This is a genomic window from Massilia terrae (assembly GCF_024753145.1).
In the GTDB taxonomy this organism is placed as follows: domain Bacteria; phylum Pseudomonadota; class Gammaproteobacteria; order Burkholderiales; family Burkholderiaceae_D; genus Telluria; species Telluria terrae.
Genome location: NZ_JANUGU010000014.1, coordinates 22,950 through 47,213, shown reverse-complemented (window position 1 = coordinate 47,213; position 24,264 = coordinate 22,950). Strand labels below are relative to the sequence as shown.

The 24,264-nt window shown below is 66.7% G+C and carries 14 protein-coding genes and 1 tRNA gene; 5 read left to right on the top strand and 10 right to left on the bottom strand.

Annotation, left to right across the window (positions count from 1 at the left end):
- Nucleotides 1-47 precede the first annotated feature (47 nt).
- Entirely contained in the window at nucleotides 48-950 is a 903-nt protein-coding gene (locus tag NX778_RS24110; RefSeq protein WP_258814357.1) for a LysR family transcriptional regulator, read from the bottom strand.
- Between the two features lie 92 nt (nucleotides 951-1,042).
- Here NX778_RS24110 and NX778_RS24105 point away from each other — a divergent pair, with 92 nt between their 5' ends.
- Nucleotides 1,043-2,209, top strand: coding sequence for a mandelate racemase/muconate lactonizing enzyme family protein (locus NX778_RS24105; protein ID WP_258814356.1), 1,167 nt, complete (start codon nucleotides 1,043-1,045; stop codon nucleotides 2,207-2,209).
- 112 nt (nucleotides 2,210-2,321) lie between these two features.
- Here the strand turns inward: NX778_RS24105 and NX778_RS24100 are convergent, their stop codons facing one another.
- Genes NX778_RS24100 through NX778_RS24090 form a run of 3 tightly spaced genes read right to left on the bottom strand, consistent with a single transcriptional unit; the run spans nucleotide 2,322 to nucleotide 5,495 of the window.
- Entirely contained in the window at nucleotides 2,322-4,145 is a 1,824-nt protein-coding gene (locus NX778_RS24100) for a chorismate-binding protein (protein WP_258814355.1), read from the bottom strand.
- Between the two features lie 2 nt (nucleotides 4,146-4,147).
- Entirely contained in the window at nucleotides 4,148-4,738 is a 591-nt protein-coding gene (slmA, locus tag NX778_RS24095; RefSeq protein WP_258814354.1) for a nucleoid occlusion factor SlmA, read from the bottom strand.
- A 28-nt stretch (nucleotides 4,739-4,766) separates the two neighbouring features.
- On the bottom strand, nucleotides 4,767-5,495 hold the full coding sequence (locus NX778_RS24090; RefSeq protein WP_258814360.1) for a pyrimidine 5'-nucleotidase: 729 nt from the start codon (nucleotides 5,493-5,495) through the stop codon (nucleotides 4,767-4,769).
- Nucleotides 5,496-5,631: 136 nt separating this feature from the next.
- Between NX778_RS24090 and NX778_RS24085 the strand changes: the two genes are divergently transcribed.
- Nucleotides 5,632-6,414 (top strand): TraB/GumN family protein, encoded by a 783-nt coding sequence (locus NX778_RS24085; protein ID WP_258814353.1) that lies wholly within the window; start codon nucleotides 5,632-5,634, stop codon nucleotides 6,412-6,414.
- On the opposite strand, the gene NX778_RS24080 is transcribed toward NX778_RS24085, so the two are convergent.
- From NX778_RS24080 to NX778_RS24065, 4 genes are read right to left on the bottom strand one after another with little or no spacing between them, the layout of a single operon-like run.
- The gene (locus NX778_RS24080; RefSeq protein WP_258814352.1) at nucleotides 6,408-6,857 is read right to left on the bottom strand and encodes a GNAT family N-acetyltransferase; all 450 of its coding nucleotides are present in this window, start codon (nucleotides 6,855-6,857) and stop codon (nucleotides 6,408-6,410) included. The two genes, NX778_RS24085 and NX778_RS24080, sit on opposite strands and share 7 nt — an antisense overlap.
- Nucleotides 6,857-7,390: a phage tail protein gene (locus tag NX778_RS24075; RefSeq protein ID WP_258814351.1), complete on the bottom strand. Its 534-nt coding sequence runs from the start codon at nucleotides 7,388-7,390 to the stop codon at nucleotides 6,857-6,859. The genes NX778_RS24080 and NX778_RS24075 overlap by 1 nt, the downstream gene beginning before the upstream one ends.
- Before the next feature lie 12 nt (nucleotides 7,391-7,402).
- On the bottom strand, nucleotides 7,403-7,894 hold the full coding sequence (locus NX778_RS24070) for a phage tail protein (protein ID WP_258814350.1): 492 nt from the start codon (nucleotides 7,892-7,894) through the stop codon (nucleotides 7,403-7,405).
- A 10-nt stretch (nucleotides 7,895-7,904) separates the two neighbouring features.
- Entirely contained in the window at nucleotides 7,905-8,405 is a 501-nt protein-coding gene (locus NX778_RS24065; protein ID WP_258814349.1) for a phage tail protein, read from the bottom strand.
- A gap of 212 nt (nucleotides 8,406-8,617) precedes the next feature.
- Between NX778_RS24065 and NX778_RS24060 the strand changes: the two genes are divergently transcribed.
- Nucleotides 8,618-22,204 (top strand): Ig-like domain-containing protein, encoded by a 13,587-nt coding sequence (locus NX778_RS24060; protein WP_258814348.1) that lies wholly within the window; start codon nucleotides 8,618-8,620, stop codon nucleotides 22,202-22,204.
- Between the two features lie 189 nt (nucleotides 22,205-22,393).
- Here the strand turns inward: NX778_RS24060 and NX778_RS24055 are convergent.
- Nucleotides 22,394-22,468 (bottom strand) — tRNA-Thr (locus tag NX778_RS24055).
- A gap of 35 nt (nucleotides 22,469-22,503) precedes the next feature.
- On the bottom strand, nucleotides 22,504-23,433 hold the full coding sequence (gene argB / locus NX778_RS24050; RefSeq protein ID WP_258814347.1) for an acetylglutamate kinase: 930 nt from the start codon (nucleotides 23,431-23,433) through the stop codon (nucleotides 22,504-22,506).
- A gap of 145 nt (nucleotides 23,434-23,578) precedes the next feature.
- On the opposite strand from argB, the gene NX778_RS24045 reads away from it, so the two are divergent.
- Nucleotides 23,579-23,782, top strand: a complete 204-nt coding sequence (locus NX778_RS24045; protein WP_258814359.1) for a cysteine-rich CWC family protein — start codon at nucleotides 23,579-23,581, stop codon at nucleotides 23,780-23,782.
- A gap of 53 nt (nucleotides 23,783-23,835) precedes the next feature.
- Nucleotides 23,836-24,264, top strand: a complete 429-nt coding sequence (locus tag NX778_RS24040) for a DUF29 domain-containing protein (protein ID WP_258814346.1) — start codon at nucleotides 23,836-23,838, stop codon at nucleotides 24,262-24,264.

Sequence of the window (24,264 nt, the reverse complement as noted above, 5' to 3'; positions counted from 1 at the left end):
CCCTCGCGGCCGGTTTTTCTATTGTGCGCTCGCAGCAAACGCGGCGCTTATTTGGCCGGCTTCTTGAAGTGCTCGACCAGAAAATCGATGAAGGCGCGGGTACGCGCCGGCTGCTTGGCGCGGCTGGCGTAGTAAACGAACAGGTCGGCCGAGGGCAGCTCGAATTCGGGCAGCACCCTGCGCAGCCTTCCGCTTTCCAGGAAGCGCGCCGCATCCCATTCGGAGCGGATCAGGATGCCGTGGCCGTCCAGCGCCCAGCCCAGCACGATGTCGCCGTCATTGCTCGACAGGCTACCGTGCACCTTCACGACCTCGGTATGGTCCCTGCGGCTGAAGCGCCAGATGCCGTAGGCGTCGTCGTTCTGGCGGTGGATGATGCAGCGGTGGCTGGCCAGGTCGGCCAGCGTCTTCGGCGTGCCGTAGCGTTCCAGGTATTTCGGCGACGCGCATAAAAAGCGCCGGTTCGACAGGATGCGGCGCGCGTTCAGGCGCCGGTCGGGCAGGGTGCCGAAGCGGATCGCGAGATCGAAGCCGCTTTCCACCAGGTCGACCGGGCGGTCGGTCACTTCGACCTGCACCTCGACCTCGGGATGGCGCTTGACGAACTGCGAGATCAGCGGCGCGACCGTGGTGCGCCCGAAGCCGAGCGTCGCGTTCACCCGCAGCAGGCCGCGCGGCGCATCGCGCCCGGAAGACACCGCGTCCTCCATCTCGCGGATCTCAGCCAGGATGCGCGCCGCGTGGCGCAGGTAGGCTTCGCCCTCGCTAGTCAGGCTGATACTGCGCGTGGTCCGCTGCACCAGCTGCACGCCCAGCCGCTGCTCCATTTGCGCCAGCCGCTTGCTGGCCGCCGGCGGCGTGATGTCGAGCGCGCGCGCGGCCGCCGACAGGCTGCCGTGGCGCGCCAGCAGCACGAAGAACTCCAGCTCGGATGCGGTTTCGGTCTTCACCTGGATTTAAAACACTTATGAATTTGGCGACATTATAAAACGGCGCCGAAGGCCTATCCTTGTCGCCTCTGTCACCCACTGGTTTAGCTGCAATGAGAATCGTAGAAATCCGCGAAAAGACCGTGCCGATCAGCTCTTCGATCCGCAACGCCTACATCGATTTTTCCAAGATGACCCTGAGCCTGGTCGCCGTGGTCACGGACGTGGTCCGCGACGGCAAGCCGGTCATCGGCTACGGCTTCAACTCGAATGGCCGCTACGGCCAGGGCAAGTTAATGCGCGAACGCTTCATCCCGCGCGTGCTCGAAGCGGACCCCGAATCGCTGATTGACGCTAGCGGTGACAACTTCGACCCGCACAAGATCTGGGCCGCGATGATGAGCAACGAGAAGCCGGGCGGCCATGGCGAGCGCTCGGTGGCGGTCGGCACCATCGACATGGCCGTGTGGGACGCGGTCGCCAAGATCGCCGGCAAGCCGCTGTTCCAGCTGCTGGCCGAACGCTACGGGAACGGCACGCCGGACCGCAAGGTGTTCGTGTACGCGGCCGGCGGCTACTACTACCCGGGCCAGGACCACCAGAAGCTCAAGGACGAGATGAAGAGCTACATCGACCGCGGCTACACGGTGGTGAAGAAGAAGATCGGCGGCGCCTCGCTCGACGAGGACCTGCGCCGCATCGATTCGATCCTGTCGGTGCTGCAGGACGGGCAGAAGCTGGCGGTCGACGCCAATGGCCGCTTCGATCTCGACACCGCGATCAAGTACGCCAAGGCGCTGTCGCAGTACGACCTGTTCTGGTACGAGGAAGCGGGCGACCCGCTCGATTTCGAGCTGCAGGCGACGCTGCGCAATTACTACGACAAGCCGATGGCGACGGGGGAGAACCTGTTCTCGATGCAGGACGCGCGCAACCTGATCCGCTATGGGGGCATGCGCCCGGACCGCGACTGGCTGCAATTCGACTGCGCGCTGTCGTATGGCCTGGTCGAGTACCTGCGCACGCTCGACATGCTGCACCAGCATGGCTGGTCGCGCAAACGCTGCATCCCGCACGGCGGCCACCAGATGTCGCTGAATATCGCGGCCGGCCTTGGCCTCGGCGGTAACGAGTCCTATCCGGACCTGTTCCAGCCCTACGGCGGCTTCCCGGACGGCGTGAAGGTCGAGAACGGCTATATCACCATGCCTGACCTGCCGGGGATCGGCTTCGAAGGCAAGGCTGACTTGTATTGGGAGATGCAGAAGGTGGCTGCTTGACAGAGAACGTCGTACCCGCGCAGGCGGGGACCCCATTTTTCATGCGCACCAATGACGCCAGCGCTTGTGGCCTGCACGAGAAATGGGGTTCCCGCCTGCGCGGGAACGACGTTCATGGTGTATCAAGCACCGCCCGCAGCGGCCCGCGCAGCGAATTGCAGACGATGATGTCCTCGGCCTGGTCGAGCATCGCGCGCGTGATCACCTTCTCGCTCGCGCGCCAGGCCGGCGCCGCGAGCATCACGCCGCGCAGCACGCCCGGCAGCAGCCCGCAAGTGAGCGGCGGCGTGTACCAGCGGCCGCCCAGCCGCACGAACACATTGCTGCGCCCGCCTTCGGTCAGCTCGCCGCGCTCGTTGAAGAACAGGATATCGAACGCGCCTTTGGCCTCGGCCGCGCGCCATGCCGCGTCGTAGCGCGCGCGGTGGCTGGTCTTGTGGGCCAGGAAGACGTCGGTGGAGCAGGTGGCTTCCTCCGACAGCAGCAGGCGCACCGGCTCCTGCGGATTCGGTCCCAGCGCCGCCGAGGTGGCACGTGGCTGGCCGTCGCTGCCGATCGCCAGCCGGACCCGGTGCAGGCCGCCCGGCAGCGCCAGGCAGGCGTCCACGATGGCGGCGCGCGCCAGTTCGCGCTGGAAGGGAAAGCCGAAGTAGGCGCACGAGGCGCCGATACGGTCCAGGTGGGCGTCCAGGTGGCGCGGCCCGTCCTCGTAGCTGGCGCGGATGGTTTCGAACAGCTCGAACTCGTTCGGCAGCCCGGTCAGGAAGCGCGCCTTGAGCTGGCATTCCGCGTATTCCGATTGCGCCTCGCTGTCGAACACGATGCCCGCGCCGACGCCCATTTCCCCGCGCCGCAAGCCGCAGCGCTCGGCCTCCAGGGCCAGCGTGCGGATCGGCACCGACAGGCAGAAGTCGCCGATCGCGTGGCCGCCGGCGGGCGGATCGATCCAGCCGATCGCGCCGGTGTAGATGCCGCGCGGCGTGCTTTCCAGCTCGCGGATGATCTGCATGGTGCGCAGCTTGGGCGCGCCGGTGATCGAGCCGCAGGGGTACAGCGCGTCGAGCACCTGGGCCAGCGTGGCGCCTGCACGCACACGGGCGCGCACGGTCGATGTCATCTGCAGCACGTCGCCGAAGCGCTGCACCTCGAACAGCGCCGGCACCTCGACGCTGCCGGTGTCGGCCACGCGACCCAGGTCGTTGCGCAGCAGGTCGACGATCATCAGGTTTTCGGCGCGGTTCTTGGGATCGGCCGACAGCGCGGCGGCCAGCTGCGCATCCTTCAGCGCGTCGCCGCTGGCGCGCGCCGTGCCCTTCATCGGCCGCGCCACCAGCTTGCCGTCGGCGTGGCGCATGAACAGTTCCGGCGACAGCGACATCACGGCGCCGCCGCCGGGCAGCCCGATCAGCGCGCCATATGGCACCGGCTGGCGCGCGCGCAGGCGTGCGAACAGCGCCGCCAGCGAACCGAAGGCGTCGAAGCGCAGGCGGAAGGTGTAATTGACCTGGTAGGTGTCGCCGGCCGCGATGTAGTCGCGGATGGCCGCGATCGCGCGCGTGAATTCGTCTTCGCACACGCTCGGCGCGATGCCGGCGATGCCGGCCGGTTCGCCTTGCGGCGTGCGCGTGGCGAGCCAGGCGTCGACCTGCGCCGCGTTCAGCTTGTCGCACTGGCGGAACAGCAGCACCTGCGCCAGCGGGCCATTGGTCCCGCGCGCGCCGATGCCGGCCAGCGCCTCGCCCAGTTCGTAATTCAGGAGCGGCACCGCGTACAGGCCGCGCGCCAGGCCCTGCTCGAGGTCGGCGAGCAGCTGCGGCCAGCCGGCGGCATCGGAACAGGTCAGGGTGGCCGCGTGGCCGCTGTACAGGCGCGAACGGGATGCGCCGGCATCCGGGCTCGCGTCGTCGAGCAGGGCGAATACTTCGTCGTTATGCATTGCTATGCCAGCGCGGGAACCGCGAGCAGCATTGCAAGCTGCAGCGGCGCGCCGTCGGTTGGATTGTGTTTGAAGCCGCTCTTGGCGAAGCGGTGCCAGCGCCCGATGACGTAGCTGACCAGCAGGACCGCGCGCGCCGCCACTTCTTCTTCGGCGCCCGCGCCCTGCGAGGCCGCCAGGCGCAGCGCCTGCTTGCATGCCAGTTCGACCTTGTCGTAGAACTGGTTCATGCGCAGCTGCAGGCGTTCGTCCTCGCCCACCAGCGCGTCGCCGATCAGCACCCGCGTCATGCCGGGATTATTGGCCGCGAACGCGAGCAGCATGCCGGCGATGGCCTGCGCCTGCTGCACGCCGCGCTCCTCACGCTCGGCGATCTGGTTGATCAGGCCGAACACCGAAGTCTCGATGAACTCGATCAGGCCCTCGAACATCTGGGCCTTGCTGGCGAAGTGGCGGTACAGCGCCGCCTCCGACAGCGACAGCCGCGCCGCCAGTGCGGCGGTGGTGATCTTCTCGCCCTTGGGATGTTCGAGCATCCCGGCGAGGGCCTGGAGGATTTGCAGTTTGCGTTGCCCTGGCTTGGTACTGGACATGGATTCCAATCGTTGGTTGGGGACAGGTTCAGCGCAGCTTGTGCATGGATCCCGGAAGCTGGCGCACAGATTTTACTTTGACATCGACATAGCGTGGCCTTTTCAGCATCCGCGGCAGCGGCGCCGCGCCGATCGGGTCGCTGAAGCGCAGGTACTGCGTGACCCACACCGTGCGCATGCCGAGCCGCTTCGCGCTTTTCAGGTTGGCCAGCGTGTCTTCGACCAGGATGCAATTCTCCGGCGCGAGACCGTGCCGGCGCAGCAGGCGGCGCAGCATCAGCCCCGATGGCTTCGGCCTTAGTTGCCGATGCACATGCATGTTCTCGATCGAAATGTGATGCGCGAACTGGCGCTGCACGCCGAGATGCCGCATGACATCTTTCGAGTATTTTGCTGGTCCATTTGTCAGCAGAATCTTACGTCCGCACAGTTGCCGCAACTGACGGCGCAAACCGCGCTCGGCGCGTATCATTTGACTCAGCAGTGGCAGCTCATGCGTTTCCCGCAAAAAGTGCGTCGCGCTAACCTGATGGTGTCGAATCATTCCGAGCAGTGTCGCGCCGTACCGTTTCCAGTAACCAAGGCGCGCGGCATTGACGGCTTCCTGGCTTGCCGGCGTGTCGCCATCGCCCAGTACCCGGGCGATGTAGCGATTCATGTTGGCGCTGATGGCGGGGAAGATGGCATGCGATGCGTCATGCAAGGTATTGTCCAGATCGAACAACCAGACTGGTGGGCGGCTTGTAGCATTGATCATGGTTGGAATGAAGGCAGCAGATAGCATGCGACGCTTGATTATAGTGGTCTTCCTCAGCTTGTCCTGGCTGGCCTGCTCAGCGGCAAACGCCGCCGAGCGGGGCGCCTTGTTCAGGCTGAGCGCGAACGGCCACAGCATGTATCTGTTCGGTACCATGCACGTCGGCGTGCCGGCCTTCTATCCGCTGGAACCGCGCATCGCGGAGGCGGTCGCCAACGCGCCGGTGCTGGCGCTGGAACTCGATCCCAACCCATCGCCTTTCGCCGCCAGCCGCGCGGTCGACAAATACGGCACCTTGCCGAAAGACGCGGCCGGCGGCTACGCGGAATTGCCCGAGAAAAAGCGCGCCTTCCTCGACGAGGAAATCCGCGGCGCCGGCATGGATCCGCGCAACGCGCACAGGCTCAAGCCGGTGCTGCTGGCCGCGCTGCTGTCGGTGGCGGAATACGAAAAGCTCGGCTATCGCCCCGAACTGTCGACCGACCGTGAACTGGCCCGCATGGCGCGCGCCAACGGCGTACCCATCGTCGAACTGGAATCGCTCGATTCCCAGCTCGACATGCTGAACCGGCTGGCGCCCCCGGATCAGTGGCGCTTCCTGGACGAATCGCTGGACTCGCTCGAGTCCGGTGCGCAAAGGAAAGAAGCGCGCAATGTGGTGGACGCCTGGGGCAGCGCCGACCGCCATGCGCTCGACCAGGTGGCGCAGCGCACCGCTGCCGATAACACCCTGGCCGGCCGGTTCACGCGCGAAGTGCTGATCGACGGCCGCAACGTCGTGCTCGCCAGCAAGCTCAATGATTTGCTGGAGAAACATAATGGCGCCGTGGTGGCGATCGGCGTGCTGCATCTGCTCGGCGAACGCGGCGTGCCGGCCCTGCTGGCCGCGCACGGCGTCACGGTCGAACGCGTCTACTGAGCGCGCCAGCGCATCTCCGCGCGCACCTCGTCGCGCGACTCTTCCTCGAATCCCAGCGCGTGGTACAGGCGGATCGCCGCCAGGTTGTCGTGCGCGACGCTGAGCACGAGATCGCGTCCAGCTTGATGCAGCTGCCTGAGCACGGCCGTGGCCAGGCCGCGTCCGCGGAACGGCGGCGCCACCGCGAGGTCGACCACGCGCAACTGCTGGCGCTGCTCATCCAGCACCAGCTTGCCGGCGGGCTCGCCGCCCGCTTCGATCACCAAGGTTTGCGCATGAGGAAACGCCTGCCGGTAGCCCAGATCCTGGCTGTGCTGCTGCTGGGCGATGAGCATGCCGGCCAGCCCGTCCGGCAGCATGGCCAGCTCGGGCCGGGTGCTGCGGAACAGGTTGGCCAGGAAGGCGGCGTCATCCGGCGCCGCCGGGCGCACGGCCCAGTCCATCAATCGCGCGGCGGGAAGATGCCGCGCATGCAGATGATGAAGTTCACGCCGAGGTAGGGCTGCATATTGTTGTGCGGCTGGTTCCCGCCGGACGGCGCCAGCGCGGTCGGGGCCATCTGCACATCGCCATTCGGCGCGAACAGCTTGACCGGCACCGGCGGCCGCGCTTCCGACGCGAATTGCGACCATACCGCGTTGGACGGCGACTTGGTCGTGCCCGTCTTCGAGATCCCTTGCGCCAGGTGATTGTGGGCGGGCATCTGTTTTTCGGTCAGCGTCACGCTCGGCGCGCCGCCGGTTTCCCCGACGGTCCGCAGGCTCAGGCCCGGCCCGGCACCCTGGTTGACCGGGACTTTGCCGCGCAGGTCGGGCAGGGCGAAGTTCGTGGTCCCGTTGCCGCCGTACTGCACGCCGAGGAGGGAGAACAAGGCCGTGTTGGCGCTGATGGGCAGCAGCTGCCCTTCGCAAAACGCCCAGTCCGCAGGCGCGTAGGTACCGCAGAACATGCGGATTTCACCAAGAAATGCATCCATTCTTCATCCTCCTCAGGGCCGCGGTGGGAAAACGCCGGTGATGGCGATGCAAAACATCAGCGCCAGGTAGGGCTGCATATTGTCGTGCGGCATACCCGCGCCCGCCGTCGCGATGGCGGTCGGCGCCAGTTGCGAGTCCGCATCCGCCGTGTAGTTCATGGCGCTGGCCCAGTAATGGCTGTCGATGGGAGGAACGGTTCCGGCTGCCGAAGAAGCCGTGACGCTGTGGGTATGCGCCGGCAATTCCGCGCCGGTCAAGGCATGGGCCGACTCGCCGCCGGACACGCCCTGGCGGATATTGCCCGAGGGGCCGACCGCGACCCGTCCGCGTAAGTCGGGCAGGGCGAATGTGCGGATGCCGTCGCCGCCGAACTGGGTGCCGAGGATCGCGAACAAGGCCTGGTTCTGCGCGATCGCCAATTGCTGCCCTTCGCACACTGCCCATCCGCCCGGAATGTTGGTGCCGCCGAACACGCGGATTTCACCGAGAAAAGGTTCTGCCATGATCGCTCCTTCAACGTGGGGATGGGTAGATGCCCTGGGCCGCGATGATGAACGTCAGCGTCAGGAAAGGCATCATGTTGTCATGGGGATCGCTCCCCCCGGCGGCACCGATGGCCGTCGCCGCGAACTGCTTGTCCGGCGCGGTCGTCCCGAACAGCGGGTAGTCGTTGTTGGTCGACCAGTACAGCCCTTTCGGATTGGACGCCGTGCCCGGCGCGTTCTTGGCGTTGGCAAGGTGGGTGTGCGACCCCAGCGATTGCTGGGTCAGCGTGACCTGCTCGGTGCCGCCGCGCGCACCCATCGGGTAGGTCGGGGAACGGTGCATCGGCACCCGGCCGCGCAAGTCCGGCAGCGCGAAGTTCCGTTGGCCGTCGCCGCCGTACGTCGTGCCGAGCAACGAGAACAGCACTTCGTTGTCCGTGATGCTGATCAATGACCCGTCGCATTTCAGCCAGCCGGACGGGGCGAAATTCCCGCCGAACAGGCGAATCTCTCCTACATAAGGCTCCATTGCTGCTCCTTTTTTGGTGAGTTGACCTTGTGGTATGCAACTGACGCTTCTCCCTATCCACTTCGCTAGGGAATCCCAACAGTAACACTAAAAATTGTCAAAAACCAAATTAATTTAGTTCCTAAATGTTGCCAAAGCACTTGCTTGTGAGTAACGTGTCGGTCGAAGCTTGTAACTGAAAAGCAATGTTTCCTTATCTCCGGAGAAGCCCGATGGAAAGTACCCTCGACCAACACGTCTCGCGCGACATTGCGTTTGTTTTCAACAACGTCGCCAACTATCAGACACTGCTCGAGGCATTCAAGCCGGGGGTGGAAGTGCATGTGCTGGATGCCCAGCGCGACGGGCTGGAGCAGATCGCCGCCATCCTCGCGGGCCGCAGCGGTATTGACGGCGTGCACGTGATTGGCCACGGCGCGCCGGGGATGCTGGAGCTGGGCACGCTGACGCTGGATTCGTCCAATGTCGGCGCCTACGCGGCCGTGCTGGGCCGGATCGGCTCCTCGCTGGCGCCCGGCGGCGACATCCTGCTGTACGGCTGCGATATCGCGGCCGGTGTGGCCGGCGCCCAGTTCGTCGGCCAGATTGCGCAGGAAACCGGCGCCGACGTGGCCGCCTCCGTCGACGCCACCGGCGGCCAGCAGCTCGGCGGCAACTGGACGCTCGAATACCAGCAGGGCGACATCGGCGCCCATCCGGAGTTCGATGCCGCCGCCGTGCGCAGCCTGGATACCCTGCTGACCATACCGGCCGCGGGACTCAAGGATGTGACCTCGTCGATGGACCTCACACCAGGCAATTTCGTCACCGGATTCACGCTCGGCTCGACGGTTGCGGTGCTGCCGGACACCGGCACGCCGCCGAGCACGCACGACGGGATCTATTTCGATTCCACCGCCGACCAGACCACCGCGACCAAGGACGCCACATTTACGATCACGGCCGACAACGTCAACCTGGGCAGCTTCGACCTGACCGCGCTGGCTTTCGACAAATACGGCGGCGCCTATCCCGCCGCCTTCCTGTTCACCGTGACCGGCTACAAGCCCGACGGCACGGTCAAGGCGACGCTCACCATCCAGAGCAGCGCCAATGCGACCGGCTACGATGCGCCGCCGAATTTTTCTGCGTTCACTGGCATCGTCAAATACACCGTCGAGATCGCGTCGCAAACGCTGATCAACGGCGGCACCGCTTACCCGGTGTCCAACTGGACCTTCGACAGCTTCACGATCGCCAATCCGCACGGGCCCAACGTGGTCACGACTTTCCTCGGCAACAGCATCGTGAATGTGGTTCAAAGCACCGGGGCAAACAATGTCATCCCATTGCTTCATGTCAACGACACCGACAACTACCAGACCCTGACGTGGACGCAGCTCACCGCCCCGACCCATGGAGTCTTGAGCATCACCGGTGGCACCGCGGCCGGCGGCACCACCGACATTACGCCGGGCGGTTCGATTACCTACACGCCTAACAGCGCCTATGTCGGCACTGACACCTTTACCATCAAGGTGTACGACGGTTTCCAGGCGGTGACGAAAACCGTCACCGTCAACGTCGTCCCGACCGCGCCCAGCGCGCCCAACCTGACTGCCGGCACCGATTCCGGCACCAGCACCAGCGACAAGATCACCAAGCTGACCGTGGTCGGATTCAGCGGCACCGGGGCCGTGGGCGACAGCGTCAGCACGGTGAAGGTGTGGGTCGACAAGAACAACAACGGCGTCTACGACTCCGGCACCGATCCCCTCGCGACGACGCCGATGAGCAACGGCACATGGAGCGTGTCGTCCATCGACGTGTCGAGCCTCGCCGACGGCACCTACAAGGTGTATGCGCAGAGCACCGGCGGCGGCCAGTTCGGCGCGCTCAGCGCCGCCGGCACTTTCACCGTCGACCGCACCAAGCCCACGGTGACCATCACCAGCAGCAGCACCTCGCTCACGCCCGCCGACACCGCGACCATCACCTTCACCTTCAGCGAAGACCCGGGCACCAGCTTCACCTGGGACGGCACCAGCGGCGACCTGACCGTCAGCGGCGGCACTGTGAGCGCCCTGTCGGGCAGCGGCACGGTGCGCACCGCGACCTTCACACCGGACGGCGTCAGCACCACGGCCAGCGTCAGCGTCGTCGCCAGCAGCTACTTCGATGTCGCAGGCAACTTCGGCAACGGGGGCAGCTCGCCGGCCATCAATGTCATCATCGACACCACGCCGCCGGCTGCGCCCACGCTCCTGGCGCTGCAGGCCGCCAGCAACACCGGCGTCAACCCGGCCGACAACGCCACCAAACTGTCGACCCCGACTGTGACCGGCAGCGCCGAGGCCGGCTCGACCGTCAAGCTGTACGAGGGCGCGACCCTGTTGGGCAGCACCACCGCCGACGGCTCCGGCAACTGGACGATCACCACCTCGACGCTGGCCGACGGCTCGCATACCTTGACCGCCACCGCGAAGGACGCCGCCGGCAACGTCAGCACCGCATCGTCCGGGTTCACCATCAAGGTCGACACCGTAGCACCGACCCTGTCGATCAGCAACGACGCCAGCTCCACACTGAAGATCGGCCAGACTTCAACCATCACCTTCACGTTCAGCGAAGACCCGGGCTCGACCTTCACCAGCACCGACATCGCCGTCAGCGGCGGCACGCTGGGCGTCTTGTCGGGCAGCGGCAACACGCGCACCGCCGTGTTCACGCCGTCCAACGGCATCAACGCCGGCACGGCCGGCGTCACGGTGGCGGGGAGCTCCTACACGGACGCGGCCGGCAACGCCGGCACCGGCACCGCCTCGACCTCGTTCAACTACGACACCAAGGCGCCAACCCTCACCATCACCAGCGACGCCACCGGCCCGCTCAAGATCGGGCAGACGGCGACCGTCACTTTCTCGTTCAGCGAGGACCCCGGTGGCAGCTTCCTCAGCTCCGACATCGCCGTCATCGGCGGCACGCTGGGTTCGTTTGCGGGCATCGGCGCCACGCGCACCGCCGTTTTCACGCCGACGGCCAACACGGACAACGGCAGCGGCATGATCGCGGTTGGCGCGAGCACGTACAACGACGCCGCCGGCAACACGGGCGCCGCCGATTCTTCGCTCACCATCAGCTACGACACCAAGGCGCCGGCCGCGCCGTCCACACCGGCGCTGGCCGCAGGCAGTGACACGGGTACCTCGTCCACGGACAATTTGACCAAACTGCTTACGCCAAGCTTCACCGGCACCGCCGAAGTTGGCGCGACCGTCAATCTGTACGACGGCGCGACACTGATCGGCAGCGGGACCGCGGGCGCGGATACCAAATGGACCATCGCCAGCACCACCAACCTGTCGAACGGCGCGCACAACATTACCGCCGTGGCGGAGGATGCCGCCCACAACCTGAGCACGGCGTCGGGTACCCTGGCCATTTCCGTCGACGCTGCCGCACCGACCCTGGTGATCAGCAGCGACGCCACTTCCACGCTGAAGACTGGCGAGACCGCGACGCTGACCTTCACGTTCAGCGAGGACCCGGGCAGCACCTTCAGCTGGGATGGCAGCAGCGGCAGCGTCGTCGTCAGCGGCGGCACGCTGTCCGCGATTTCCGGCAGCGGTAACACGCGCACCGCGATTTTCACGCCGGCGGCCAACACCGACGGCGGCAGCGCCACCATTTCGGTTGCGGCGGCCGCCTACACCGACGCCGCCGGCAACGCCGGAGCCGCCGCTGCGTCGCCAACCATCGGCTACGACACCAAGGCGCCGACGGTCGCCATCACCATCAGCAACCCTGCCATGGCGATCGGCGACACGTCCAACATCGTGTTCACTTTCAGCGAGAACCCCGGCGCGAGTTTCGATGCGAGCGACCTCGTGATCACCGGCGGCACGCTGGGCCCGCTGCTGGGCACCGGCCTGGTCCGCTCCGCCACCTTCTTCCCGGACGCCAACACCAATAACGGCGTCGCCAGCATTTCCGTGACCGCTCACAGCTACAGCGATGCGGCCGGCAATACCGGCTCGGGAGCAGCGTCGCCGGGTATGGTCTTCGATACGCTGGCGCCAACGGTCTCCATCACCAGCGACAAGGCCGCGCTCAAGGCGGGGGAAACCGCGACCATCACCTTCACGTTCAGCGAAGACCCGGGCAGCAGTTTCACCAGCGGCAGCGTCGCGGTCAGCGGCGGCACGCTGGGCGCGATCTCCGGCACCGGGACCAGCCGTACCGCCGTGTTCACGCCAACCGCCGGCACGAATCTCGGCACGGCCAGCATCACCATCGCGGCCGGCGCATACACCGACGCGGCCCGCAACGATGGCCTCGCCGGTGCCACGCCGAGCATCAGCTACGACACGCTGGCGCCGACGCTGGCGATCACCAGCGACAAGGCGGCGCTGAAATTCGGCGAGTCCGCCACCATCACCTTCACATTCAGCGAAGACCCGGGATCGAGCTTCACCAGCGGCGCCATCGCGGTCACGGGCGGTACGCTGGGCGCCATCACGGGAACGGGCACAGTCCGTACCGCAGTCTTCACGCCGGCCGCGAACACCAATGGCGGCACGGGGAGCATCACGGTGGCGCACGGCGCCTACACCGACGCCGCCGGCAACGATGGCGGCGCCGGCACGACACCGAGCCTGTCGTTCGACACGCTGCCGCCGGCCGCCCCGTCGGCGCCGGTGCTGGACACGGGCAGCGACACCGGCACTTCGCACACCGACAAGCTGACCTACATCGGCACGCCGACGCTGAGCGGCGCCGCCGAAGCCGGCGCCACCGTCAAGCTGTACGATGGCGCGACCATGATCGGCACTGGTACCGCGGATGGCGCAGGCAACTGGTCGATCACCACCAGTTATCTCGCAGACGGGACCCATTCGATCGCGGCAGTCGCGACCGACGCCGCCGGCAACACGGGCGTGGCATCGGCCACCGCCGATGTCACGGTCGACACGATCGCGCCGGCGCTGGTCATCACAAGCGACACGGCCACGCTCAGGGCTGGGCAGACCGCGACCATCACCTTCAGTTTCAGCGAAGACCCGGGCAGCACCTTCAGCAGCGCCAGCGTCGGCGTCAGCGGCGGCACGCTGGGGGCGATCTCCGGCAGCGGCAACACCCGCACCGCGGTCTTCACGCCGACGGCGGACACCAATGCCGGCGCAGCCAGCATCTCGGTCGCGCACGCCGCGTACACGGACGCCGCCGGCAATGATGGCGGTTCGGCGACGCTGCCGACCATTCACTACGATACCCTGGCGCCGACCGTCACCATCACCAGCGACAAGCCGCTGCTGAAAATCGGCGAGACTGCGACCATCACCTTCACGTTCAGCGAGGATCCGGGAACGAGCTTCGGCTGGGACGGGACTATCGGCACCGTGAGCGTCAGCGGCGGCACGCTCAGCGCCACCTCGGGTTCGGGCACAACGCGCACTGCGGTGTTCACGCCGACCGCCGGGACGAACGGCGGCACCGCGAGCATAACGGTCGGCGAGGGCGTCTACCTCGACGCGGCCGGCAATCCGGGCCATGCCGGGACCACGCCGGGCATCGTGTTCGACACGCTGGCGCCGAACGGGCCGTCGACGCCAATCCTGGACCCGGCCAGCGACAGCGGGTTCTCGTCCAGCGACAAGCTCACCAAGATCGCCAGCCCGACGCTGACCGGCACCGCGGAGGCCGGCGCCACTGTGAAGCTCTACGATGGCGCGACCGTGGTTGGAACCGGTACTGCCGATGGTTCGGGCAACTGGTCGATCGTCGCCAACACGCTGGCGGAAGGAAGCCATTCGATCATCGCCACGGCCACGGACGCGGCGGGCAATACCGGGACCGGATCGGCGGCACTCGCTGTCGTGGTCGACACGACGGCGCCGACGCTGGCGATCACCAGCGCCAAGGCCGCGCTCATCGCCGGTGAAACCGCGACCATCACCTTCACCTTCAGCGAGGACCCGGGCACCACCTTCACCAGCGGCGACATCGTGGTCAGCGGCGGCACGCTGTCGGCGCTCTCCGGCAGCGGCGCCGTGCGCACGGCGGTATTCACCCCGACGACGAATACGAATTCCGGCACGGCCAGCATCACGGTCGCTGGCGGGCTGTACACCGACGCAGCCGGCAACGCAGGCGGCGCGGGCACGACGCCGAGCATCCAGTTCGATACGCTGGTGCCGACGGTTGCCATCACCAGCGACAAGGCGGCGCTGAAGATCGGCGAGACCGCGACCATCACCTTCACCTTCAGCGAAGATCCGGGCGTCAGCTTCACCGGCGCCGATCTCACCGTCAGCGGCGGCACGCTCGGCGCGATTTCCGGCACGGGCGCCGTGCGCACGGCGGTGTTCACGCCGACCGCCAATACGAATGGCGGCACGGCCAGCATCACCATCGGCGAAGGCAACTACCTCGACGCGGCTGGCAACGCCGGTCATGCCGGCAGCACGCCGAGCCTGGTGTTCGACACGCTGGCGCCGAATGCGCCGTCGGCGCCGGTCCTGGCCACTGCCAGCGACAGCGGCACCTCGTCCAACGACAATCTCACCAAGGTCACCACGCCGACGCTGACCGGCAGCGCCGAAGCCGGCGCCACGGTGAAGCTGTACGATGGCGCGACCATGGTTGGCACGGGGACGGCGGACGGTGCCGGCAACTGGTCGATCGTCACCAGCACGCTGGCGGAAGGCAGCCATTCGATCGTGGCGAAGGCCACGGATGCGGCGGGCAATACCGGGGCCGGATCGGCAGCACTCGCCATCGTGGTCGACACGACCGGACCGGCGCTCGCGATCACCAGCGACAAGGCGGCGCTGATCGCCGGCCAGACCGCAGCCATTACCTTCACCTTCAGCGAGGACCCGGGCAGCACCTTCACTAGCGGCGATATCGTCGTCGCGGGCGGTACGCTGTCGGCGCTTTCCGGTAGCGGTAACGTGCGCACGGCGGTTTTCACGCCGACCGCGGATACGAACGCCGGCGCGGCCAGCATCACAGTCGCAGGCGCAAGCTACACCGACGCGGCAGGGAATGCCGGCGGCGCAGGCGCCACGCCAAGCCTTCACTTCGACACGCTGGCGCCGACGGTCGCCATCAGCAGCGACAAGGCCGCACTCAAGGGCGGCGAGACGGCAACGATTACCTTCACCTTCAGCGAAGACCCCGGCAGCAGCTTCACCAGCGGCAGCGTCGCCGTCAGCGGCGGCACGCTGGGCGCCATCGCCGGCACCGGAACGACGCGCACGGCGGTGTTCACGCCGACCGCCAATACCAACGGCGGCAGCGCCAGCATCTCCATCGCCGACGGCGCATATGGCGACGCTGCGGGCAACGCGGGCCATGCCGGCAGCGCGCCGAGCCTGGTGTTCGATACCAAGGCGCCGACGCTGGCCATCAGCAGCGACAAGGCCGCGCTCATCGCAGGCCAGGCCGCGACCGTGACCTTCACCTTCAGCGAGGATCCGGGCAGCAGCTTCACCAGCGGCGACATCGTGGTCAGCGGAGGCACGTTGTCGGCGCTATCCGGCAGCGGCGCCGTGCGCACTGCGATGTTCACCCCGACGGCGGATACGAACGCGGGCACTGCCAGCATCACGGTTGCCGGCGGTTTGTACACCGACGCGGCGGGCAATGCCGGCGGCGCGGGCACGACGCCGAGCATCCAGTTTGACACGCTGGTGCCGACGGTCGCCATCACCAGCGACAAGTCGGCGTTGAAGATCGGCGAGACGGCGACGATCACATTCACCTTCAGCGAAGATCCGGGCGCAAGCTTTACCAGCGCCGACCTGACCATCAGCGGCGGCACGCTCGGCGCGATCTCCGGCACGGGCACCACGCGCACGGCGGTGTTCACGCCGACCGCCAATACGAATGGCGGCACGGCCAGCATCACCATCGGCGAAGGCAGCTACCTCGACGCAGCCGGCAACGCGGGCCATGCAGGCAGCACGCCCAGCGTGGTGTTCGACACGCTGGCGCCGAACGCGCCGTCGGCGCCGGTCCTGGCCACTGCCAGCGACAGCGGTACCTCGACCAGCGATAATCTCACCAAGGTCACCACGCCGACGCTGACCGGCAGCGCCGAAGCCGGCGCCACCGTGAAGCTCTACGATGGCGCGACCGTGGTTGGCACCGGTACCGCCGATGGCTCGGGCAACTGGTCGATCGTCACCAGCACGCTGGCAGAAGGCAGCCATTCGATCGTGGCGAAGGCCACGGATGCGGCGGGCAATACCGGGGCTGGATCGGCAGCACTCGGCGTCTTGGTCGACACGACCGGACCGGCGCTGGCGATCACCAGCGACAAGGCGGCGCTGATCGCCGGCCAGACCGCGGCCATCACCTTCACCTTCAGCGAGGACCCGGGCAGCACCTTCACCAGTGGCGATATCGTGGTCAGTGGAGGTACTTTGTCTGCGCTGTCCGGCAGCGGTAACGTGCGCACGGCGGTATTCACACCGACGGCGAACACGAACACCGGCACGGCCAGCATCACGGTCGCGGGCGGCGCCTACACTGACGCGGCAGGCAATGCAGGCGGCGCGGGCGCCACGCCCAGCGTCCATTTCGATACGCTGGTCCCGACCGTTGCGATCAGCAGCGACAAGGCGGCGCTGAAAATCGGCGAGACGGCAGCCATCACCTTCACTTTCAGCGAAGATCCGGGCGCAAGCTTCACCAGCGCGGATCTCGCCATCAGCGGCGGCACCCTTGGCCCGATTTCCGGTACGGGAACCGTGCGCACGGCGGTGTTCACGCCGACTGCCAATACCAATGGCGGTACGGCCGGCATCACCATCGGTGAAGGCAGCTACCTCGATGCTGCCGGCAATGCTGGGCATGCCGGCAGCGCGCCAAGCGTGGTGTTCGACACGCTGGCGCCGAATGCGCCTTCGGCACCGAGCCTGGCCACCGCCAGCGACAGCGGCACCTCGTCCAGCGACCAGCTGACCAACATCGCCACGCCGACGCTGACCGGCAGCGCCGAGGCGGGCGCCACCATCAAGCTGTACGACGGCGCGGCCCTGGTCGGTACCGGCACGGCCGATGGCGCGGGCAACTGGTCGATCGTCACCAACACGCTGGCACAAGGCAGCCACGCGATCGCGGCCACGGCCACCGATGCGGCAGGTAACACGGGCGCGGCATCGGCGGCCCTCGCGATCAGCATCGACCAGACCGCGCCGACGCTCGTCATCAGCAGCGACAAGGCCGCGCTCATCGCCGGCCAGACCGCGACCGTGACCTTCACCTTCAGCGAGGACCCGGGCAGCACTTTCACCAGCGGCGATATCGTGGTCAGCGGCGGCACGCTGTCGGCGCTCTCCGGCACTGGCGCGGTGCGCACGGCGGTGTTCACGCCGACAGCGGATATGAACGCGGGCACCGCCAGCATTACCGTCGCCTCCAGTGTCTACACCGACGCGGCGGGCAACGCCGGCGGCGCGGGCACGACGCCGAGCATCCACTTCGACACCCTGGTCCCGACCGTTTCCATCAGCAGCGACAAGGCCGCGCTGAAGATCGGCGAAACGGCGACGATCACCTTCAGCTTCAGCGAAGATCCGGGCGCAAGCTTCACCAGCGGCGATCTTACCGTCAGCGGCGGCGCGCTTGGTGCGATTACCGGCACGGGCGCCACGCGCACGGCGGTCTTCACGCCGGACGCCAACACCAACGGCGGTACCGCGAGCATCACCATCGGCGAAGGCAGCTACCTCGACGCGGCCGGCAATGCGGGCCATGCGGGCGCGACCCCGGCCCTGGTATTCGACACCAAGGCGCCGACACTCGCGATCACCAGCGACAAGGCCGCGCTCATCGCCGGCCAGACCGCGACCGTGAGCTTCACCTTCAGCGAAGATCCGGGCAGCAGCTTCACCAGCGACGATATTGTGGTCAGCGGCGGTACCTTGTCGGCGCTCTCCGGCACAGGCACCGTGCGCACGGCGGTGTTCACCCCGACGGCGGATACGAATGCCGGCACGGCCAGCATCACGGTCGCGAGCGGTGTGTACTCCGACGCGGCTGGAAACGCCGGCGGCGCAGGCACGACCCCGGCCATCCAGTTCGATACCCTGGTCCCGACCGTCGCCATCACGAGTGACAAGTCGGCATTGAAGATCGGGGAAGCGGCGACCATCACCTTCACCTTCAGCGAAGATCCTGGCGCCAGCTTTACCAGCGGCGATCTCGCCATCAGCGGCGGCACGCTGGGCGCCATCTCCGGCACCGGCGCCACACGCACGGCGGTCTTCACGCCGACGGCCGGCACCAATGGCGGTACGGCCAGCATCACGATCGACGCCGGCAAGTACACGGACGCCGCCGGCAACCCGGGGCAGGCCGGCGCCACGCCTGTCGTGGTCTTCGATACCCTGGCCCCGGCCGCGCCTTCCGCACCGGTGCTGGCGGCCGCGAGCGACAACGGCGCGTCCAGTTCCGATAACATCACGAACGCGCAGACCCTGAAGTTCACCGGTACCGCCGAGGATGGCGCCACGGTGACGCTGATCGACAATACCAGCAAGGCCGTGCTGGCGACCGGTACCGCAACTGGCGGCGCATGGTCCATCGACGTAAATGGCCTGCCTGAAGGCGTGACCAGCGTGGCGGCGTTCGCGACTGACGCGGCGGGCAATACCGGCGCCACCTCGGCCGCGCTGGCCGTCACCATCGACCGCACCGCTCCGGGCGCACCTTCGCTGGCGCTGGCCAGCGGCGCCGCCAGCGGCAGCACCGTCAACGACGGCACCGTCAAGGTGCTGAACCTGGCCCCTGGCGCCAGCTGGCAATACAGCCTGGACGCCGGCGCCCACTGGAGCGCCGGGACGGGTGACAACTTCAAGCTCACCGCCGACAACAGCTACACGGCGATCGTGCGCCAGCTGGACATCGCCGGTAACATCTCGACCTCCAGCGCCCAGCTGAAGTTCAACCTGGATACCACGGGCCCGACCTCCACCGTGACCATCAGCGACAACGCACTGGTCAGCGGTGAAACCGCCACCGTCACCATCAGGTTCAGCGAGCCGGTGGCGGGATTCGGGCTGGACGACGTCTCCGCCTCCAGCGGCACGCTGTCGAATCTGGTCTCGCGCGACGGCGGCCTGACCTGGACCGCGACCCTGACTCCCGCTGGCGGTACCGTCGCCAGCACCAATGTGGTCACCGTGAACAACGCGGGCGTGACCGATGGCGCGGGCAACGCGGGCGTGGGCACCAACAGTTCGCCGAACTACAGCGTCCAGACCAGCGCGATCGGCGCCAGCATCGTGCTGTCCGACAGCAGCCTGGCTGCCGGTGAAACGGCGGTGGTGACGATCAGCTTCACCGAGGCGGTGCCGGGCCTGCGCCTGTCCAACCTTGGCGTAGCGAACGGTGTCTTGTCCGGCCTGTCGAGCGCCGACGGCGGCCTGACCTGGACCGCGACGCTGACCCCGGCCGCGAACACCCGCGATGCCACCAACGTCATCACGCTGGACAACGCCAGCCTGACCGGGATCAGCGGCCAGCACGGCCAGGGTACGTCGACCTCGGCCAACTACGGCGTGTTCACGGTGCGTCCGAGCGCCACCGTGTCGCTGGCCGATCACGTGCTGGCTCCGGGCGGCAGCACTGCGGTCACGATCAAGTTCTCCACCGCGGTCAGCGACTTCGACGGCGCCGATATTTCGGTGACGCACGCGACCTTGTCCAGCCTGCGGTCGGCGGACGGTGGCGTGACCTGGACCGGGACCCTGACCGCGGCCGCAGCCGCCGCGGCGGCGCAGCCGGGATCGATCGAGATCGACCTGCGCGGCGTGCACGACGCCGCCGGTAACACGGGCCTGGGCCTGACCTCGGCCGCGTTCGTGCTGGCCTCGGCCAATGCGAAGAGCAGCAGCGTGGATGGCGTGACGATCCTGACCGATACCTTCAAGGACCCGCACACCGGCCTGCCGCAGCAAGTGGTCGCGATCCCCGATGTGCAGCCGGGCCGGGTCGACGACAGCTCCACCAGCCACCCCGGCCTGGCTGACATCCCGCTCGCGTCCGCACCGGGCAGTTCCACGCCGACGCTGACGGCCAGCCTGCCGACCGGCGCCGGTATGCTGGAGCTAGGGTCGGCCGCGCCGCTGTCGGCGAACGACGCCGCGACTGACCTGGTCAGGCGCATCACCGACAACACCGCGAGCGGCTCCAGCACCCAGGCCGATATGGCGGCACATGCCCAGGACTTCCTCGCCAGCCTTGCCGCAGGTACGGTTGTCCAGACCAGCACCATCGTGCCGACGGTGGCGCGGGGCGCCACGCTCGACCAGCCGATCGTGATTTCGGGCGCGACTCCGCCCCAGGGCGCGACCAATGCGCCGGTCGTCGGCCTGGTGATCGACGGAACCGGCCTGCCTGCCGGGACCACGCTGCAGCTCGATAACGTGAACTTTGCTGCGGTGACCGGCGACGTGCGCCTTTTCGGTGGCCTTGGCCAGAACTACGTGGTCGGCGACGCGGGTTCGCAGACGATTTACCTCGGCCCGGACGACGACGTGCTGTTCGGCGGTGGCGGCGATGACTTCATCGGCAGCGCCGGCGGCAACGACATCCTGCACGGCGGCGACGGCAACGACCTGGTCGCGGGCGGCATCGGCAACGACACGCTGTTCGGCGACGCCGGCAACGACACGGTCAACGGCGGCCGCAGCACGACGGGGAACTGGAGTTTCCACATCTCCGCCAGCGGCGCCATCAGCGCGGTCCACAGCGGCGCGGTGTTCACGCTGAACGGCAGCGAGACGGTGCAGAGTTCCGAGCTCGATGCCACCGTGCCCGAGCTGCGCTTCCTGAAGGCGGACCAGCAGAAGGTGGCAGGCATCGCCCTGCTGTACGCGGCGCTGGACCGGGTGCCCGACTTGGCCGGCCTGTCGTTCTGGGCCACCAGCGGCGCCAGCTTGCAGGATGTGGCCAAGGGCGTGCTGGCCTCGGCCGAATTCGGCGCCACCCCGCTGGGCCAGGCCGGCAACGTGGCCTTCATCACTGGCATGTACCAGCACGTGCTGGGGCGCGCGCCGGAACAGGCGGCACTCGATTACTGGAACGGACGCCTCACGGCCGGCGCCAGCCGCGCCGACGTGCTGACCGCGGTGGCGCTCTCCGACGAGCACAAGGCCGGCGCGACGAAGGTCGACGGCATCACCATCGGCCAGGGCAGCGTGCGGCACGAGGCAGGCTGGTTCGCCGGCAGCGGCGACGACATCCTCGACGGCGGCGCGGGCAGCGACTGGCTGGTCGGCGGCGACGGCTTCGATACCGTGGTCTACAGCGGCAACCGCGCGCAGTACCACTTCACGATCGGCGCGGACAACCAGATCCATGTGCTCGACACCGCCAACGGCGATCTCGACACGCTGCTTGGCATCGAGTCCGCGCGCTTCAAGGACGGCACGATCGACATCACTGTCCTCGAGCGCGACCCCGCGCAGCTGGCCCGCGTCGGCCTGATGTACGAGGCGGTGCTGCACCGTCCGGCCGACCTGGCGAGCCTGGCCTCGTGGACCGCGCAGAACATGAGCGCGACCCAGTTGGCGCAGGCTTTCACTGCGTCGGCGGATTACCAGTCGAAGTTTGCGGGGATGAGCGATGCCGCGTTCGTGCAGGCGCTGTATGCCAACTCCGGCCTGGCCGCGAGCGCGGCGGGCGGCATGCAGTCGTGGCAGGACTACCTGGGCCACCACTCGCGCGCGGAGCTGATCGCAACGTGGATTGGCCAGGATGCGGTGGTGCAGGCGCAGTTCGGCGCGAACGGCTTGTGGCTGGCGTGATGGAGTGAAAATACGAACGTCATTCCCGCGAACGCGGGAATCCCATTCCTGCGCACACCACTACAGCGCGCTCGTGTGGCAACGCAAGCGAGGGGGTTCCCGTCTTCGCGGAAGCGACTTATGGCGCGCATGGCGCAAAATAAAAAACGTCGTTACCGCTTTCGCAGCAACGACGTTCTCATGTATTCGTGGTGCCCTTGACGTGGATTGAACACGTGGCCTCTCCCTTACCAAGGGAGTGCTCTACCACTGAGCTACAAGGGCAGGCAATTCGCGACAGCAGGCGCTGCCCTGAATTTTTAGTGAGACCGGATCATAGTGCCAAAAGCCTGTTCGGTCAAGACTTCCAGCAACAAAGAGTGTTCAATCCGCCCGTCGATGATGTGCACCGTGTTCACGCCAGACTTGGCCGCGTCGAGCGCGGATGAAATTTTCGGCAACATCCCGCCGGAAATCGTACCGTCTGCAAACATCTCGTCGATCTCGCGCGCCGACAGGTCGGTGACCAGGGTGCCGTTCTTGTCTTGCACGCCGGCGATATTGGTCATCATGATCAGCTTTTCGGCTTTCAGGATCTCGGCGATCTTGCCGGCGACGACGTCCGCGTTGATGTTGTAAGCCTGGCCATCCTGGCCGAAACCGATCGGCGAAATGATCGGGATGAAAGCGTCATCCTGCAGCGCCTTGACCACGGCCGGGTTGATCGCCTCGATCTCGCCGACGAAACCGATGTCGAGGAACTCGCCCGGCTTTTCCTTGTCCGGCATCGCCATCTTTTTCGCGCGGATCAGGCCGCCGTCCTTGCCGGTCAGGCCCACGGCCTGGCCGCCGTAGTGGTTGATCAGCATGACGATGTCCTGCTGCACCTCGCCGCCCAGCACCCACTCGACCACTTCCATGGTCTCCTCGTCGGTGATGCGCATGCCCTGCACGAACGTGCCTTGCTTGCCGATCTTCTTGAGCGCATTGTCGATCTGCGGGCCGCCGCCGTGCACCACCACCGGATTCATGCCGACCAGCTTGAGCAGGATGACGTCGCGCGCGAAGCCGTGCTTGAGGCGCTCGTCCGTCATGGCATTGCCGCCGTATTTGATGACGATGGTCTTGCCGTGGAAATTGCGAATGTACGGCAGCGCCTCCGCCAGGATCTGCGCCTTGATCTGCGGTGAAACCTTGGTCAGGTCGAAGTTCTGGTCTTCGTTTGGCGGATTCGTCAAATGAGCGTTCATGGAGGGTCCGAGATGAATTTTGCGAGATTTTACAGGTAACCGGGCGGAACCTGTGCGCCATTATAGGACTGTCCGGTTGAATTTTCTGTTTCGATCCGTTACCGTTGCCTGGCAAGCATCCTCATCTTCCTTTCGACCGCCTTTCATGACGATTTGTACACGCTGCGGTGCACCTTTTGGGTGCGCGATGGCCGACGGTTCACCCGAGCCGTGCTGGTGCACGCGCCTGCCGCCCGCGGTGCCCGTGCCGGACGGCGCGGCCGGCTGCTGGTGTCCCGCTTGCCTCGAGCAGCACATCGCCGCGCGACAGGCGCAGCAGGCAGAAGTTCCGCCTGAGCCGTTGAACTGAACGGATATCCCGCTCTGCGGCCTGGTCTAAGCTTTACTGACTGGAGGCTGCCGATGAAGACTCCCTACGATAACGATGTCGTCGCCTGGGCGAAGGAGCAGGCCGCGTTGCTACGTGCTGGCAATCTCAAGGAGATCGATGTACTCAACATCGCCGAGGAGATCGAGGACGTGGGCAAGAGCGTGCAGCACGAGTTAGCCAGTCGGCTCGCAGTATTGCTGGCACATCTGTTGAAATGGAAGTTTCAACAGCGATTACGCGGTAATAGTTGGAAGCGGACGATCAGGGAGCAGCGGCGCGGTATTGTCCGCTGCTTGCGGAGCTCGCCTAGCCTGAAGCACACCTTATCGAATCGAGCCTGGCTGGATGGCGTGTGGAGCGAGGCAACGCAACAGGCCGAGCAGCAGACGAGTCTGATCTTTCCCGACGCCTGGATTTGGAGTTTCAGTCAGGTTATGGACACAGGCTTTTTTCCCGATTAG